The sequence below is a fragment of the Pedobacter segetis genome, assembly GCF_016623585.1.
Taxonomy (GTDB): domain Bacteria; phylum Bacteroidota; class Bacteroidia; order Sphingobacteriales; family Sphingobacteriaceae; genus Pseudopedobacter; species Pseudopedobacter segetis.
Map to the genome: position 1 here is coordinate 1 of NZ_JAEHFY010000032.1, position 17,185 is coordinate 17,185.

Sequence of the window (17,185 nt, forward strand, 5' to 3'; positions counted from 1 at the left end):
ATAATTAAAACGTTTTGTCATGCTGGATTTATTTCAGCATCTCACAAGCAATTAACCACATAGAATGGAAACCTATTTGATGAGATGTCTCGTTTCCTCTACATGGCGCCATGAATAATTAAAACGTTTTGTCATGCTGGATTTATTTCAGCATCTCACAAGCAATTAACCACATAGAATGGAAACCTATTTGATGAGATGTCTCGTTTCCTCGACGGGACGCCATGTATAATTAAAACGTTTTGTCATGCTGGATTTATTTCAGCATCTCACAAGCAATTAACCACATAGAATGGAAACCTATTCGATGAGATGTCTCGTTTCCTCTACATGACGAAATCCATTGCCTTTGATAAAATTAATCATCTCTCCCAAATATTCCTTTGGGTTAAACTTATCTTATCTTCAAAGAAAAGCTGGGTACTGTTCTCAAAAGCGGTGGTTTTATCAGAAACAAAAAATTGATGTTTAGGAACAGCGTTGGTATTATTTAAAAGGTTTAAAATTTCAAGCTGTTTTTTAACATCATCGGCAACAATTTGCGCCGTGTTTAGGATTTCTACCTTTCCTTTAAAAAATTCGTCAATCTCATGGCTTATCAAGGGGTAATGCGTACATGCCAAAATCAATGAATCTATCTTTTTGAGTTTTGGGGACGATAAATAAGCATTAATAATGGTTTTACTGATGTTGTTCTCAAAAAAACCTTCCTCGATCATTGGGGCTAATAACGGAGTTGCTAAAGATCGTACCTGTATGCCAGCAATATTTTCTTTTAACTTTTTGGCGTAAACATCAGATTTGATGGTTGCCTTGGTAGCAATTACGCCAATCTTTTTATAGTTAGGTTGTTGTTTACAGTAAGAAACCACAGGATCGATCACGTTTAAGATTGGCAACTGATTGCCCAAAAATTCTTTTAAATCGTGGTAACCTAAAGAAGAAGCTGTATTACAGGCAATAACAATTGCTTTACAACCTTGTGCCTGCAAAAACTTGCCTATTTTTAAACTATAATATTTTATGGCTTCTGCACTTTTATCGCCATAAGGCATGTGCGCTGTATCACCAAAATAAACTAGGTTTTCATTAGGTAAAACCTGCCGAATTGCATTGGCAACGGTTAAACCACCTATCCCAGAATCAAAAATACCTATTGGGCTTTGCATCTCTTTTAGCTGAATGCTTAAAGCTTAAAGCTTAAAGCTGTTGAACGAAAATAGTAAATTAATTTAAAAGCCTATTAAAGTGGCAGAAAGCTGAGAAATAAAAAAAAGCGTCCCGAGGATGGGGACGCTTTTTGCTTTAAGCCTTCGGTCTAATTACTTCAATCCCAACTTAGCTTTTACATCAGACATAATATTGATACCACCATCAAAGTAAACAATACCCGGTTGTGTAGTATCAAAAACATAAGCATAACCTTTTTCTTTAGCTACAACCTTTACTGCATCTTCTGCTTTCTTCAGAATAGGATCGTACAGTTCGCTTCTTTTTTTCTCAAAGTCTTCGCTTGCTTTTTTCTGAAAATCTTCAATACGTTTCTGAAGATCTTGGATCTCATTAACTTTTGCTTCTTTCATTGCATCGCTCAAGGTTTTTTCTGCGGTTTGAAAGGCCTGTACTTTGTTTTGGTATTCGGTGTACATGGTTTTACCGTCAGAATCTAAAGAAGCTTTAAAAGTTTCTAATTGTTTGTCTGCATTTACTACTTCTGGCATAGACTTAATTAAGTCTGAAGAATTAATGTAAGCAATTTTTTGTTGTGCACTAACTATATTACCAGCAAATAACAATCCCCCAGCTACTAATGCAATTTTAAATAATTTTCTCATTTTCTTAATTGTGTATATTTATTTTGATTTTACTATTTTAATATATTTAATGCTAATTAGCAAATGTTCCGGGCTTATAGCCAAGTTTTATGATGATATCATTTGTTACGTTAAAATTGGCCCTGCCAAAAAGCAAATTTACGGAGCTTTTATCTAAAATCATATCTATATTTTCTTTATTCGCATATTCTTCAATCGTTTTACCGATCCTTTCTTGAATCGGTTTGATCAACCTCAGCTTTTCTTTGTAAAGGTCGCCTTCAAAACCAAACCTTTTTTGTTGCAAATTTTTGGCTTCGTTTTCCTTTTGTAAAATATCTCCCTCTCTCTTCTTCCTCATATCATCGGTCAAAAGAACTTTATCGGCCTCATAATCTTTTTGCATCTTATCTACTTCTGCAAATTTATCGTTTATCTCGCTCTGCCATTTTTCAGACATTGCGTTTAATTGTTTTTGTGCCGATGAATATTCTGGGATATGTTGTAAAACATACTCTGAATCTACAAATGCCAACCTTTGCGCTTTAACGGATACACTTGCAATAACGAGCAAAATACAAATACCTATATATTTTTTCATCTTTTTTACAATTTAATGTGGATTGGACTAATTAAAACCGCCTAGTTGTTGCGCTATACTAAAGTGGAACTGGCCTTTGTTTGCATCCGGGTTTCCTGGGATAGCATCGAAACCATACCCATAATCAATACCTAGCAAACCAAATATGGGTAGGTAAATCCTTGCGCCAACACCAACAGACCTTTTAACATTAAACGGATTGAACTCGCTAAACTTGTTCCAAGTGTTACCACCCTCGGCAAAAGCTAGCACAAACACCGTTGCAGATTGGTTTAGGGTAATTGGGTGCCTTAGCTCTAAAACATATTTGTTAAATATTGGGCTACCTGCGGTTGTAACAGCACCTTCTGGCACTATAGAGTTATTTGAATATCCCCTTAAACCGATCACTTCTGACCCTTGTAAAAAATCAAAACCTTGTAAACCATCTCCTCCTAATTTAAACCTACCAAATGGAGCTTGGCCAACATCTTTATTGTAATAGCCAATAAAACCGAATTGAGCTTGTGCCTTTAACACCAATTTACCATAAATCTTTTGAAAAAACTGGGTTTCAAATTTCCATTTGTGGTATTCCGCAAATTTATATTTTTCTGAGGTAGAAAGGTTGTTATAATTTTTGCCATTAAAAGCAGAGTAAGGCAATGTAGCTTGTACGGTAAATTTAATGTTTGATCCCGAAGTTGGGAAAATTGGCGCATCCACAGAATTTCGGCTAAATACTTGGCTCAAACTTAGATCGTAAGAATCTCCATTTTGAAATAAATAACCACTATAATTATTCAATTTAAACTGTTGCAAATTAGCTGCGTAATCTACTCGGAAATAATCATCGGGCCATTTTAACTGTTTACCTAAACTAAAGGTTAAACCGTTTAACCTAATTTTTTGTAACGAAGGATTACCTTTTGACAGACCGTTACTCTGTAATGATGTAAATGCGCTTATACCAAAATAAATAGGTTTTTTACCCCCAAACCAAGGTTCAGAAAACGAGAAATTATAAGATTGATAGTATTTACCATTTGTTTGCCCCCTGATACTCAATTTTTGTCCATCGCCCCTTGGCAAAGGTTTGTACTCTTTTAAATTAAAGAGATTACGGGCAGAAAAATTGTTGAAAGTTAAGCCTAAGGTACCCACAACCCTTCCTCCACCAAAACCGCCAGAAAGCTCTATTTGATCAGAAGGTTTTTCTACAACGGTATATTGAATGTCAACCGTACCATCTGCAGGGTTGGGGATTGGTTTAATGTCTATTTTTTGCTCATCAAAGTTGCCAAGTTGGGATATTTGCCTTTGCGAACGCACCAAAAGATCTTTAGAGAATTTTTGACCGGGTTTTGTTCTGATCTCTCTTAAAACCACCTTATCATTGGTTACATCATTACCCTTAAGTATTATTTTATTGATGGTGTATTGTGGGCCTTCATAAATCCTGATTTCTAGATCAACGGTATCTCCATAGATACGTGTTTGAACTGGATCGGCATTAAACGTTAAATAACCATCGTTAAGGTAAAGAGAAGAAACATCATCACTAGATGGGCTGCTCCTTAAGGTTTTATCTAATTTCTCTTCACTAAAAACATCTCCTTTTTCTATCCTAAGTATTTGCTTTAACAAGCTAGATGGGTATTTTGCATTGCCCGCAAAGGTAATGTTACCAAAATAATATTTTGGGCCTTCATGAAGCTTAATATCGATGTTTACCGATTTATCATTATGCCTGTAAACAGAATCAGAGATGATCTCGGCATCGCGGTAACCTTTTTCCCTCATCTTGGCTATCATCTTTTCCTTATCTTCCTCGTATTTATCTCTTAAAAACTTACCAGATCCAAAAACTTTATACCAAGCCATTTCATGGGTTTTCTTTAAGAATTTTTTAAGCTTAGCATCAGAAAAATCTTTATTCCCCTCAATATTAATTGCGTTTACTTTAACTTTGCTTTTCTTATCTACAATTACATTAACAATTCTACTATTTACATCTGCTGTATCATTAACGGGGTTAATTTTAACTGTTGTATATAAATATCCTTTCTCGTAAAAGTGTTTAGTAATGATATTTGTAATGGTGTTTCTTAGGTTTTCGTTTACTATTTTGCCTTTTTGGTTGTTAAGTTTTTCTTGTATATCAGTGGTTTCGGTTTTTGTTAAGCCTTTTAAAACTATCCTAGAAACCCTTGGCCGTTCTACCAAGTTGATATCAAAAAACACAGAATCTCCGCTGGTATGGTTTATGGCTAAAGAAACATCATCAAACAAGCCTTGTGCCCAAAGATTTTTAACCGCCCCAGAAGTGGCTTCGCCGGGTACCAAAATACGATCGCCAACGGCTAGTTTGGTAATGGTAATCAAAACCGATTTATCTAAATATTTGACCCCGTTAATTTCTATCCCACCAATGGTATATTCTTTAGGGTTCAAATAATCTAGATCCTTTGGTTTAGTTTCTGTGGTTGATCTTAATGCTGGGAATTGTGCAAATCCTTGTACACTAAGTACTGAAAGGAATATGATTAATAAAAAATTCTTCATTTATGTGATTATGGCGGCTAAATTACCTCTATTCTTTGTTAATTTTTGTTAAAAGTAAAATTTAGGTCAATTGTTCGCTGGTTAAGCCGAAACGGCGTTCTCTTTGTTGATAATTATATATGGCTTCAAACAGGTCTTCTCTTCTAAAGTCTGGCCATAGCTTAGGTGTGAAGTATAACTCGGCGTAAGCCAACTGCCAAAGCAAATAGTTGCTTATGCGATGTTCTCCGCTTGTTCTTACCATTAATTCTGGATCTGGTAAGTTATGGGTTGAGAGGTAACTTTCAAATAATTTCTCGTTAATATCTTCTGCATTTATTTTACCCGATGCTGTATCTGCGGCTATTAATTTTGTGGCGTTTAAGATTTCCCACCTGCTACTGTAAGAAAGCGCCAAGGTTAAGGTTAAGCGTGTATTTGAAGCGGTTTTGGCCATTGCTTCTTGCAGCTCTTTATAACACCTGGTTGGTAATGATCGTAAATCTCCAATGGCATTTAAACGCACATTATTATCCATTAGTGTTTTAGTTTCTTTATTGATGGTACTTACCAATAATTCCATTAATGCGGTAACTTCCAATTTAGGTCGGTTCCAGTTTTCTGTAGAAAAAGCATAAAGCGTTAGGTTTTCTATCCCTACTTCGGCGGCACCTTCTACTGCATCTCTTACTGCTAAAACACCATTTTTATGACCAAAAACTCTCATCTTGCCTTTTTCTTTTGCCCATCTTCCGTTTCCGTCCATGATTATGGCAACGTGTTTGGGTAATTTATCAAGATTTAATTTTTCTCTGAAACTCATTTGAATTGACCGAAATTTAATTTTAAAAGTAGCAATTTTGGCTCACAAAGGTATAAGATAAGGTTATACCCACAAACACATAGCTGTCCTTTTTTCTAAAATCGCCACGTTGGCTGCCTGGAACCGCATTTTGGCTAATTGAGCGGTCTGCAAGTGATTGCCTTAACATGGTTTTTTGCGGTGTTACATCTTTAAGTTGGGCTGCCGTGGGGTAAAGCCCGCTTACATCGTCCAAATAATCGGTACTTAAATTACGGTAACCAATTTCTCCTATAATATTGAAGTATTTCCCAAAATTATATTTTACCCCTGCCCCATAAGGTATAGAATAAGCTGTGGTTTTATAATCAACCCCTTCCGTATCATAATATTTTAAGATGTAGGTGTTTCCTTTATAATCTGTTTTGGGGTTAAAAAGGGTTAAGGCAACACCCGTAAAAAGGAATGGGGTAATTTTTTTTTGCAAAAAATCAAACCCGTAATCCAAAAAATTAAATTCTACCGTAAGGTTTCCCTCAGATATTGGGGAATAAAAACTTAGGTTACGATTAACTTCTTGTGGATATTTGGATTTAGAATCGTCATGGCTTACCTTGCCTTGTAAGAAAGCAAACTTTAGGGACCAATAGCTATCAAAGTTTCTTTTTATTTGAAAACCTAATGCGGGATCTTTTATCTTAAGGTAATTATTTTGGTTTAGATCGCCAATGTAACCCATGCCACCTCCTGTAACGCCAAGTTCCCAAGTTTGAGCGTTTGCAAAAGTTGCCGATAGCATTAAAAGTATAAATACTTTAAAAGTTTGGTTCATTAAGAAGGCTTAGTAATTTCTGGTATCTATACCCCAAAGCAATTTGTTTCTTAACGTAGAGAGGTAAGTTTCATTGTTTAACCTTACCAAATTAATATCAAAGTCTGCCCGCTTTAGGTGCAACCTGAAATTTGCATCTATCACTTCTGTACGCGAATCACAACTTACCAAATACTTGGAGCTTCTACCCTCTATCTCAAAGGTAAGCTCGTTTTCATCTGATATGATCACAGGCCTCACATTTAGGTTGTGCGGAGAAATAGGGGTAATTACAAAGTTACCCGATCTTGGGAATATAATTGGCCCACCGCAACTTAATGAATAAGCCGTTGAACCTGTGGGGGTTGCAACTATCAGTCCATCTGCCCAGTAAGAGTTTAAAAACTCGCCGTTTAAGAAGCAATGGATCAATATCATGGCAGAGGTATCTCTTTTTAGGATGGTAAAATCGTTAAGTGCGAAGTTTAAATCGCCAAATAAATCTTTTTCTGCTTCTATTTTCAATAAACGCCTGGTATCTAAGGTAAATTTTTTATTGATAAGGCCTTCTATGGCAGATTTGATGCCGTCTTTATTGATGCTGGCCAAAAAACCCAATCTGCCAAAATTGATCCCGATCATGGGGATACCAGAATCCCGAACCAAGGTAACGGTATCTAGCATGGTTCCATCGCCGCCAAGGCTTATCATCACATCAATATTGCCCACTAATTCTTGATGTGTTTTAAACGAGCTGAATGTTTTGGGTAAAAAGAGCTTGTCCTTTAAAAAATCGTAAAAATCGTTGTAGATCAATACTTCTACTTCCCACTCTACCAAACAATCAAACACTTGTTGTACATAGGGTAAAACCGAATTATTGAACTGCCTGCCGTAAACGCCTAATTTCATTTTTAAGTTTAAAAACTGAGGTAATTCATCAAGGCATCAAACCTATCCGCATTACTATCATTTTGTATAGATGAGTTATAGGTAGCCAAAATGGTATAATCATACCTTAATAGGGCGGCTACAATTTGACTGATTTCTGTTTTGTTAACCTTCATAGTTACCACCATCCTTGTAGAATCTGGCAGTAAATCTGTGTAGGAGCTTAAAATCTGGGCGTTTTCCGATTCTACGATCTGAGCGATATGTGCCAAAGAATTGTCTTTGTTCCCTATTTCTAAGAGGATGATGCCGCCAGGATGAGAAACCGAGGTGATCTTTGCCATATACTCTACCATGGTGTTGATGGCTATCACGCCTAGATAGTTCATTTTGTTGTCCAATACTGGTAAAACCGATATTTTTAACTCGGCAAAAACCCTTATGGCATCGTAAATGTGTTGGCTTTGCAATATATATGGGTTGATGAGCGATAGATTTAAGGCACCAACTTGTGTGTTTTCATCATCAACTTCGATCAGATCGTCTTCAGACAGCAAACCTAGAAACTGCTGCTGATCAACTATTGGCAGGTGGCTTATCTTAAATTCTGCCATGCGATCAAAAACCTTCTGAACGGTATCGGAAGTTTTAAGTTCTGGTATGGCGTAAGAGATTAATTCACTGGCAATCATCCAATATTCATTTTCTGCAAAAATTGTTTTAAAAAGGCATTAAATGTTTCGGGATGCTCCATCATGGGTGCATGGCCGCATTTATCGATCCAATTTAGTTCAGAGTTTGGCAATAGTTCATGAAACTCTATGGCCACTTCTGGGGGGGTAATCTTATCGTTTCTTCCCCAGATTAAAGATACGGGTATCTTTATCTTATTCAAATCTTTAGACATGTTATGCCTGATGGCCGATTTTGCCATGGATAAAATCCGGATTACCTTATGCCTATCGTTTACGGTTTCAAAAACTTCATCTACTAGTTCTTTTGTTGCTGTTTCTGGGTTGTAAAAAGTGTATTCTACTTTTTCTTTGATAAAATCATAGCTCTCTCTTTTAGGGAAAGAGCCGCCAAATGCATTTTCATACAAACCAGAACTACCGGTTAAAACCAAGGCTTTAACATAATCTTGATGCGCCAACGTATAGATGAGCCCAACATGGCCGCCCAATGAATTGCCCAATAAAGTTATTTGTTGATAGTTTTTATGCTTCACAAATTTATGGACGTATTTAGATAGCGTTTTAACGCCCGTGGTTAGTAGGGGCAGATCATAAATGGGCAACATTGGGATCACAACCGTGTATTTCCCTTTAAATTCTTCTATTACCTTTTCCCAATTGCTTAAAGCACCCATTAAGCCATGAAGTAAAAGTAAAACCTCTCCCTCGCCTTCTTCTATGTATGTAAAACCTTTCTCTTCTTTTAATATATACTCCATAAAATGTTCACAAAATGTGGGTGCAGTTGTTAAATGCTAATTTAATAGTCTATTTCTAATTTGAGTATAAAAACTAAACTATTTGCTGCAAAAGTACGATTTAACCTTTGTTAAAAGAATAATTATTATGCCAATAAAGTTTTAATGGTTTCTGAAATTGCCTTCCCATCTGCCTTGCCAGAAAGCTCTTTGTTAGCAACGCCCATAATTTTACCCATTTCTTTAACAGAAGTGATGTTTAGCTTTTCTATTAAGCCTTTAATATAGCTTTTTAATTCTTCTTGGGATAACTGTTTTGGCAAATACTTTTCAATTACCTCAATCTCATCCGTTTCAATTTTATAAAGGTCCTCGCGGTTTTGCCCCTTATAAATATCTGCAGATTCTTTTCTTTGCTTTACCAAACGTTGCAACACTTTAATCTCTGCATCTTCAGTAATATCTTGGTTTGCCCCCTTTTCTGTTTTTGCCAGTAGCAAGGCAGATTTTATTGCCCTCAAACTTCTCAAGGTGGTTTCGTCTTTTGCCAACATGGCGGTTTTAATATCTTGGTTGATGGTGTTTTCTAACATTGTTCTAATTTTTAATGAGTGAGTTAAAGAATTTTTGAATAAATGAATTTACTAATTGATGCCCTCATTTTAATAATGACTTATAAACCAATGACTAATAAACTATTCGCTGTTTTTGTTTAAGTAATAAGGAGAAGCTTGGGCGGTTGGCATAATAATTAGATCGTTGATGTTAACATGATCTGGGCGGCTGGTAACAAAAAATATGGTTTCTGCTATGTCTTTTGCCACCAAAGGCTCAAAACCTTCGTAAACTTTTTTAGCTTTTTCTTTATCACCGTGAAAACGAACTTCAGAAAACGCTGTTTCTACTGCACCGGGGTTAATGGCTGTAACCTTTATCCCAAACTTTAATAAATCTATCCGCATGGCTTGGTTTAAAGCATCAACTGCGTGTTTTGTTGCATTGTAAACATTGCCGTTAGCGTAAACTTGTTTACCGGCGATAGAACCGATATTGATGATATGCCCTTTGCTTTCTTCTATCATCCAATTAGAAACAATTTTAGAAACATACAATAAGCCTTTGATATTGGTATCTATCATGGTATCCCAATCAGTAAGTTCCCCATCTTGTATCGGATCCAAGCCTAGGCTCAAACCTGCATTATTGATCAAAACAGCTACTTTTTTTAATCTTGATGGAAGCTGGTTGAGATGAGATGCTACTTGCTTACTATCGCTAACATCAAAACAAAGCGTGGTAATGTTAACCCCAAATCGTTTTTCTAATTTACTTCTTAAACTTTTTAGTTTTTCTTCCCTTCTGCCGGTGATGATCAAATCGAAATTATTGGCGGCATATATTTCTGCACAAGCTTCCCCAATTCCAGAAGTTGCGCCAGTGATCATTACTATTTTATTTGATGTTGACATTTTGTGAAGTTATTACAATTTTCTTTTTGATTGATATGGCCATCAAAAAAACCGTGTTAGTTTATGTAATCTTAGAGTTACCTTAATTACAGAAAGAGGGTTTAATATTTAATACCGATACAGATAGAAACATCTTTACTCGAAATATAAGCTAAAAATGAAATTTCTCAAAAAAAGTTTGTCAATGGGGCTAGAATAAGGATGGTTTTCTCTAATAAGTACGCTATTGACCGAGTTGCTAAGCTTTATCTCTGGCGAGAGCTTAAAATACTCGAAATATAGATCGAAACCGATACCTGCTTCATAAGACAGGAAATTCCTTTTGTTTTTGAGCAATTTGCTGATGGCTATATCGCCAACATCATCTGCTTTTTTGCCGCTAATACCAACGCTATATTTTGCGCCACCTATTAAATAGGCCCTAAAGTTATTTCTACGGTCTGATTTTAATTTAATAGAAACAGGAAACTCTAAAGATGTTGAAGTAACCGTACGCCTGGTAAACCCTTCGGGAGATTGGCTATCTGCCCGATCATAAGAAGCGCCATCATTAAATTGGTAATCTATAATGCGATCTGTAAAGATAAATGTGGGCGTAACCCTTAGGTTTAGATTTGGGGTAATGTAAAAATCGGGCAAAACGAAGCCCAAGCCAAAGCCGGGGTTTTGAATAGAGCGGATACTTTTTAATCCCTGCGTTACCTGAACGCCGTTTTCATAAAACGGAGCCTGCCAATCTTTAAACTTTTGGATTTTATATTCTGAACTTATGTATTGGAAACAAAAGCCGAAATGGATGTTTTTTTCATCAACGCCACCGCCGTAATTACCTTGCGAAAAGGCTTTTACAGAAATAATAAATAGTACAAAACTTAAAAGAGTTTTGGTTTTAATCATTTAGTACCCGTGTATATAGAACAAATCCCAAACGCCAAAGGCTTAAATTTGGTATTTTTATAACCTACTTTATCCATTAGGGCGATAAAATTCTTCCCATCCGGAAAAGCAGCAACAGATTCTGGCAAATAAGAATAAGCACTTGCATCTTTAGAAAAAACCTTGCCAACCGTTGGTGTTACATAATGGAAATAAAAATTATACAATTGCTTGATCGGAAAAGCTTTGGGTTTAGAAAACTCTAAAATAACCGCTTTTCCGTTAGGTTTTAAAACCCTCAACATATCTGCAATACCTTTTTCTAAATTCTCGAAATTTCTAACGCCAAAGGCTACTGTAACGGCATCAAAAGTACTATCATCAAATAAAAGCTTTTCAGAATCTCCTAGTTTAACCTCAAAAACATCGCTTTTGCCACGTTTTTTTATTTTCTCATTTGCAATGTTCAACATCCCTTGAGAAATATCTACCCCTATTATTTTGTTTGGCTTCAGCTTTTCCAAGGCTTCAAACGCAAAATCTCCTGTGCCGGTGGCAACATCTAAAATAGTTTGAGGTTTGTCTTTAAGCAATTCGTCTATGGCTTTTTTTCTCCAAATGATATCGATACCTAATGATAAAAAATGATTTAAAAAGTCGTAGGTTTTAGAGATGTTATTGAACATGGTTGCTACCTGTTCTTTTTTGGCAATCTCTTTGTTTTTATATGGAGTAACGTTTTCTGACATATTTAGCGCAAAGATATTATTTTTGTTATCAGAATGAAGATTTGAATAATAGCATTAGTACAATGCGCAAACTTTATTGTTTTGCTAAAGTTTAGCAATTTTTAAAAAGATAATTTTTGTTTTACCAAGAAAGACCGGCTCAACTTTAAAAGGTAATTTACAATCTGATAAGGCAAAATTTAAAAATGATCGTTTTAAAGCAATTTTGAGGTGGGGCCATTAGCAGTAAAATATAAACTATTTTGAAAACAAAATTATTTTTATGGCGTTTTGCTTAAAAGAATTATTATGAAAATTGATGTATTAAAAACTTTAGCCATTGTAGCAACAACCGGTTTATTATTAACTGCATGTGATGCAGACCCAAACTCAGGGATTTTTTTTTCAAAAAGCAAAGTAGAAAATGTTTCTCCTTACAAATCTAATTCGGTTGGTATAGATACCGTTCACGGCGGTACGCTTATAGATACGCTTAAAAAAGACACCGTTAACATGAATTGATAAAACTTGTTATTCAAATAAAAAAACCGCTTTTTTAAGATTTAATTTGTTCTCTTCTTTAATAGGTAATGTGTTGTGCTATCTTCTTTGTAAATAGTAACATAAGCTTGTACAAACTCCCATCCTTTTTGGCCCATATAGTTCAAAGCATCTATCATGGTATTAAAAATAATTGGCTCACCGGTTTTTTCGTCTTTTAATATCCTATCAGCATTGTAATTTATCTCGTTTCCAAAATCTACAAAAACCTTGTTTTTCTTACTGAAAAATAAAGTATTGATTTGCAATTCACAGTAAATATAAGATGATACTTTTACGCTATCGGCTTTAGTTTGCGCATTGGCTAATGCGCCAAAACCAATAACAAATAAAAAGGCAATAATTATAGTAATGATATTTTTCATGATAAGAATTAATTGTAAAAATATAAACAGGCTACAAAATATAAAAAATTAGGGCGGTTTGTATATTTTAACAGCATGAGCTAATTCACGATCAAAACAGGGATATTGATCCTATGCCTTACCGCATCTACGGTGGCACCAAATATTAAGTCTTTAAAGCCTTTATGGCCATGTGCCCCCATCACCAGAAAGTCTAGATTTTCTTCTTTAACTATTTTACTGATTGCCAGTGCAGGATTTCCGTAACCAATCTTATAGGTTATTTGATAGCCTAGGTTTTGCAGGTCAAATTGATATTTAACCAAATTTTCTTCATCTAGTTTTGTCTCGTTATCTAAGGTATTATTGCCATGATAACGGGCTGCTGCGGTTTCTACAACATGGATAAAAGTATAAACGGCATCTTTGCCTCCTTGCATCAAAGCATTTCTGATAATTTTTTCGTCGTTCTTAGAAAAATCTGTGGTAATACCGATTTTGTGGTAAGAAATGGAGTTTACCGCTTTGAAACTGGATGCCGAGCCATGAGGGACCAGTTTTTTATCTTCTTTAGCTTTTGAGATCAATGGATGTACAAATACATAAACCAGAAGTGCCATGCAGGCCAGAACCAGTGGGATCACGATGAAATAAATAGCCCAATGGTTCCCGTTGCCTGTTAGCCACCCTTTAATTTCATTGATAACTAACGTGATGTTTAGATAGATGATAATTGCAGAACTTGCCCAGGCCAAAATTTTTACCCAAGTTTTTATGGCAAAAGTGCCCATCAGGGTTTTATCAGAATTAAAGTGGATCAAGGGGATTACCGCAAAGCCCAACTGTAAGCTTAAAACAACCTGGCTTAAGATCAATAAGCTTCCTAAACTGCCTTCCCCAAAAAATATAATGGTGCATAAAGCGGGTATTATTGCCAGTAATCTGGTAATCAACCTTCTTAACCAAGGCTGTATTCTTAAGTTTAAATGGCCTTCCATAATAATCTGGCCTGCCAATGTACCTGTTATGGTAGAACTTTGCCCGGCAGCAATCAAGGCTACGGCAAATAGAGCGGGTGCCGCATTGCCGAAAAGGTTGTGCAATAATTTATGGGCATCCTCAATCTCTGCAACACCAAAAAAGCCATTTACATGAAAAGCAGCGGCGGCCAAAATCAATATAGCGGCATTCACAAAAAAAGCAAGGTTTAAGGCTATGGAAGTATCAAAAAAATTGAACCTTATGGCTTCTTTTTTACCGAGCTGGGTTTGGTCAAATTTTCTGGTTTGTACCAAAGAAGAATGAAGGTATAAATTGTGCGGCATTACCGTTGCCCCAATAATGCCGATAGCGATGTACAAAGCGCTCCCGTTTAATTTGCTGGGTATAAATCCTTTGAAAACGTCAGCGTAAACAGGTTCTACTATCAGCATTTCTAAAAAAAAGGAAACACCAATAATAAACACCAAAGAGATAATAAATATTTCGATAGATTTCATCCCTCGTTTCATTAACAGCAAGAGGAGTAGTGTATCAAAAACGCTGATACTTACGCCCCAGATCAATGGTAAGCCAAAAAGAAGGTTTAAACCTATGGCCATCCCCACTATCTCTGCAAGATCGCAGGCGGCAATGGCAATTTCTGCTAAGATCCATAAAGGGAAATTTGCCCATTTGGGATAAGCATTTTTTGATGCTTGGGCCAAATCTAAACCCCTAGCAATGCCCAACCTAGCACTTAATGATTGCAAAAGCAGGGCAATTAAGTTAGACATTAATAAAACCCAGATCAGTTTATATCCAAATTGAGAGCCGCCAGCTATATCTGTTGCCCAATTACCGGGATCCATATAACCTACGCTTACTAAATACGCGGGCCCTAAGAAAGCAAAAATCCTCCTCCAGCCTTTCCTTTTATCAGTTTTGATAGATGCGTGAACTTCTCCTAAGCTATTGTTAGACTCTGAGATCATAAGGCAATTAATAAGTTTTTGGCAACCTCTCTACTGATCATTTGTTGGTGGTTTTTTACCCTTACCATTACAGAACTATCAAAAGTAATGATCTCTGTAATGCTTAGGCATTCGCCAAGGATCAATCCTGTTTTTTCTAGGTACTTTAAAAATTCTACCGAATGTTCCCTTACGCCACTGATGATGCCTTTATCGCCAACTTTTAATTTAGAAACAGGTAGCAATTCTTGAGATTTTAAGACACCATTTTTATCTGGGATAGGATCGCCATGAGGGTCTTTCTTTGGGAATTCTAAAAATTCATCTAAACGGTTGATCAGTTTCTCTGAACAGATATGTTCTAGTTCTTCGGCAATCTCATGCACCTCATCCCATTTAAAATTAAGTTTTTCAACTAAAAAAACCTCCCATAACCTATGTTTCCTTATTACGGTAATCGCCTGTTTTTCACCATCTTTTGTAAGCGTAACACCTTGGTATTTTTCATAGTTTACTAATTTCTTGTCCGAAAGTTTTTTTAGCATATCGGTAACGGAAGCGGCCTTGGTGTTTAAAACCTCTGAAATAGCGTTAGTGCTAACATTTTCATCTGGACTATGGTTGAGATGGAAAATCGTTTTTAGATAGTTCTCTTCGGTAAAAGACAGTTTCATGTTAAAAAATTATTTTTTTTCAAATCTAATAAAAAATTTAGATTAATCTAAATACAGCTCTTTAAAGAATAATTAAAAATAAATGGTTAAATTTTTGAAATATAATTTGGTTTTAGGGGAATAAATATATTTTTGTAATAAATCATTAAAATGGAACTAGATAAGATAGATTTCAATATTCTTAAAATACTGCAAGAAAACGGTAGGATTACCAACCTACAATTATCCCAACATATCGGTCTTTCTCCGGCACCTACTTTAGAGCGTGTAAGAAAACTAGAGCATTCTGGTTATATAAAAAGTTACCACGCATTGGTTGATGAGGAAAAGCTAGGTCTGGGTATCAAAACCTTTATCCAGGTTTCGTTAGATTTTCATCAACAAGATACCATTCAAACTTTTTTAAAAGAAATTAAAGAGATCAAAGAAATCACAGAATGCCATCATGTTACAGGCCAATGCGATTTTTTGTTGAAAGCCTATGTTAAGGATATTAAGACTTATGAGCAATTGATCATGCAGAAAATCAGCAAGATAACTGTTGTAAAAACATTTCATACCATGATGATCATGAGTACCAGCAAGAAAGAACCAATTATCCCTTTAGAGTACTAATATTTAGGCTTTAAAACTGTATTCATGAAAAACGTAACGTTAAAGGAAATCGCCAGTCAGTTAGGGGTATCCGTATCTACGGTTTCCAGGGCCTTAACGGATAGCTATGAGATTAATGTTGAAACTAAGAAAAAAGTTCAAAAATTAGCCAAAGACCTAAATTATCAGCCCAATCCGTTTGCCGCATTTTTAAGAAAGCATAAAAGCAATACCATTGCCTTGGTTATTCCAGAAATTTCTAATAATTTTTTTAGTTTGGTAATAAAAGGTGTGGAGGCAGCTTGCCAAGAGAACGATTATTATGTTCTTATATATGAGTCTCATGAGGATTTTCAAAAAGAGCAAAGGATAGCCAACCATTTGATGGGTGGTAGGGTAGATGGCGTTTTGATCTCCGTTTGTTCTGAAACTCGTACCTCTGATCATTTAAAAGAAGTTTTAGAGAGAAAGATCAAAATGGTAATGTTTGATCGTGTTTTAAATGATATTGATGTTTCTAAAGTAACCAGTAACGATTACGGCAATTCATTAGAAGCCACTAAGCTTTTATTAAGCCAAGGTTGCAGAAAAATTATGTTCTTGAGGGCGGGCCTGCATTTAACCACTATGGATAATCGCGAGAAAGCTTACAGAGATGCCTTAAAAAGTTATGGTTTAAACATTGATGATTCTTTGGTTAAAACCTTCCCGCCCAGTAAAGAGCTGGATTTGGAAGAATTAAAAGCTTACCTCATAGATAAAAAACCCGATGCCGTTTTTTGCTCGGTAGAACATTTGGCAATAGCCTGTTATGATATTTGTAAAGAGTTGAATTTAAAGATACCCAACGATATTAAAGTGATTACCTTCTCTAATTTAAAAGTAGCCAGGTTACTTAACCCTTCATTATCTACCATATCGCAACCAGCTTATGAGATCGGCAAGACCGCCGCTACATTGCTTATCAATGAAATTAAGGGAAAACACCAAGAAGAGGGTTTCCAAAATATACGCTTGGATTCTAAACTTATAAAAAGAGACTCTACAAAAAAAATGTTATAAGGTTTAAATTTTTCATCTTTTTTACAGATAAAAACTTTCTTGATTAATGGT

Annotated in this window: 19 protein-coding genes; 3 read left to right on the top strand and 16 right to left on the bottom strand. The window is 35.7% G+C overall.

The window, feature by feature from the left end:
* Positions 1-362: 362 nt before the first annotated feature.
* From murI to ubiE, 13 genes are all read right to left on the bottom strand, one after another.
* Positions 363-1,169 carry a glutamate racemase gene (murI, locus tag I5M32_RS15845; RefSeq protein WP_200588062.1) on the bottom strand — a complete coding sequence of 269 codons (807 nt, stop codon included), beginning with the start codon at positions 1,167-1,169 and terminating at the stop codon, positions 363-365.
* A gap of 153 nt (positions 1,170-1,322) precedes the next feature.
* Entirely contained in the window at positions 1,323-1,835 is a 513-nt protein-coding gene (locus tag I5M32_RS15850) for an OmpH family outer membrane protein (protein ID WP_200588064.1), read from the bottom strand.
* Between the two features lie 52 nt (positions 1,836-1,887).
* Positions 1,888-2,415, bottom strand: coding sequence for an OmpH family outer membrane protein (locus tag I5M32_RS15855; RefSeq protein WP_200588066.1), 528 nt, complete (start codon positions 2,413-2,415; stop codon positions 1,888-1,890).
* Positions 2,416-2,442: 27 nt separating this feature from the next.
* Entirely contained in the window at positions 2,443-4,959 is a 2,517-nt protein-coding gene (gene bamA / locus I5M32_RS15860; RefSeq protein ID WP_200588068.1) for an outer membrane protein assembly factor BamA, read from the bottom strand.
* A gap of 61 nt (positions 4,960-5,020) precedes the next feature.
* Entirely contained in the window at positions 5,021-5,761 is a 741-nt protein-coding gene (locus I5M32_RS15865) for an isoprenyl transferase (protein ID WP_200588070.1), read from the bottom strand.
* 22 nt (positions 5,762-5,783) lie between these two features.
* The gene (porG, locus tag I5M32_RS15870) at positions 5,784-6,572 is read right to left on the bottom strand and encodes a type IX secretion system protein PorG (protein ID WP_200588072.1); all 789 of its coding nucleotides are present in this window, start codon (positions 6,570-6,572) and stop codon (positions 5,784-5,786) included.
* 9 nt (positions 6,573-6,581) lie between these two features.
* Complete coding sequence (locus I5M32_RS15875) at positions 6,582-7,463, bottom strand: NAD kinase (RefSeq protein WP_200588074.1); 882 nt, start codon at positions 7,461-7,463, stop codon at positions 6,582-6,584.
* An 8-nt stretch (positions 7,464-7,471) separates the two neighbouring features.
* On the bottom strand, positions 7,472-8,134 hold the full coding sequence (locus I5M32_RS15880; RefSeq protein WP_200588075.1) for a CBS domain-containing protein: 663 nt from the start codon (positions 8,132-8,134) through the stop codon (positions 7,472-7,474).
* Positions 8,131-8,895, bottom strand: coding sequence for an alpha/beta fold hydrolase (locus I5M32_RS15885; RefSeq protein ID WP_200588076.1), 765 nt, complete (start codon positions 8,893-8,895; stop codon positions 8,131-8,133). Before I5M32_RS15885 ends, I5M32_RS15880 begins: the two co-directional genes overlap by 4 nt.
* 125 nt (positions 8,896-9,020) lie before the next feature.
* A complete protein-coding gene (locus I5M32_RS15890) occupies positions 9,021-9,467 on the bottom strand; it encodes a GatB/YqeY domain-containing protein (protein WP_200588077.1) in 447 nt (148 codons plus the stop codon).
* A 102-nt stretch (positions 9,468-9,569) separates the two neighbouring features.
* On the bottom strand, positions 9,570-10,343 hold the full coding sequence (locus tag I5M32_RS15895) for an SDR family NAD(P)-dependent oxidoreductase (protein ID WP_200588078.1): 774 nt from the start codon (positions 10,341-10,343) through the stop codon (positions 9,570-9,572).
* A gap of 135 nt (positions 10,344-10,478) precedes the next feature.
* Complete coding sequence (porT, locus tag I5M32_RS15900) at positions 10,479-11,240, bottom strand: type IX secretion/gliding motility protein PorT/SprT (RefSeq protein ID WP_200588079.1); 762 nt, start codon at positions 11,238-11,240, stop codon at positions 10,479-10,481.
* Positions 11,237-11,968 (bottom strand): bifunctional demethylmenaquinone methyltransferase/2-methoxy-6-polyprenyl-1,4-benzoquinol methylase UbiE, encoded by a 732-nt coding sequence (gene ubiE / locus I5M32_RS15905; RefSeq protein WP_200588080.1) that lies wholly within the window; start codon positions 11,966-11,968, stop codon positions 11,237-11,239. The genes porT and ubiE overlap by 4 nt, the downstream gene beginning before the upstream one ends.
* Positions 11,969-12,256: 288 nt before the next feature.
* Here ubiE and I5M32_RS15910 point away from each other — a divergent pair, with 288 nt between their 5' ends.
* Positions 12,257-12,469 carry a hypothetical protein gene (locus tag I5M32_RS15910; protein WP_200588082.1) on the top strand — a complete coding sequence of 71 codons (213 nt, stop codon included), beginning with the start codon at positions 12,257-12,259 and terminating at the stop codon, positions 12,467-12,469.
* 41 nt (positions 12,470-12,510) lie between these two features.
* Here I5M32_RS15910 and I5M32_RS15915 read toward each other — a convergent pair whose 3' ends face one another.
* The 3 genes from I5M32_RS15915 to I5M32_RS15925 all read right to left on the bottom strand — a co-directional run bounded on the left by I5M32_RS15915 (position 12,511) and on the right by I5M32_RS15925 (position 15,478).
* Positions 12,511-12,873, bottom strand: a complete 363-nt coding sequence (locus tag I5M32_RS15915; protein ID WP_200588084.1) for a hypothetical protein — start codon at positions 12,871-12,873, stop codon at positions 12,511-12,513.
* Positions 12,874-12,953: 80 nt separating this feature from the next.
* Positions 12,954-14,825, bottom strand: a complete 1,872-nt coding sequence (locus tag I5M32_RS15920; RefSeq protein WP_200588086.1) for an Nramp family divalent metal transporter — start codon at positions 14,823-14,825, stop codon at positions 12,954-12,956.
* Positions 14,822-15,478: a metal-dependent transcriptional regulator gene (locus I5M32_RS15925; RefSeq protein ID WP_200588087.1), complete on the bottom strand. Its 657-nt coding sequence runs from the start codon at positions 15,476-15,478 to the stop codon at positions 14,822-14,824. The genes I5M32_RS15920 and I5M32_RS15925 overlap by 4 nt, the downstream gene beginning before the upstream one ends.
* A gap of 150 nt (positions 15,479-15,628) precedes the next feature.
* Between I5M32_RS15925 and I5M32_RS15930 the strand changes: the two genes are divergently transcribed.
* On the top strand, positions 15,629-16,093 hold the full coding sequence (locus tag I5M32_RS15930) for an Lrp/AsnC family transcriptional regulator (RefSeq protein ID WP_200588088.1): 465 nt from the start codon (positions 15,629-15,631) through the stop codon (positions 16,091-16,093).
* 24 nt (positions 16,094-16,117) lie between these two features.
* Positions 16,118-17,134 (top strand): LacI family DNA-binding transcriptional regulator, encoded by a 1,017-nt coding sequence (locus I5M32_RS15935; RefSeq protein WP_200588089.1) that lies wholly within the window; start codon positions 16,118-16,120, stop codon positions 17,132-17,134.
* Positions 17,135-17,185: the final 51 nt, after the last annotated feature.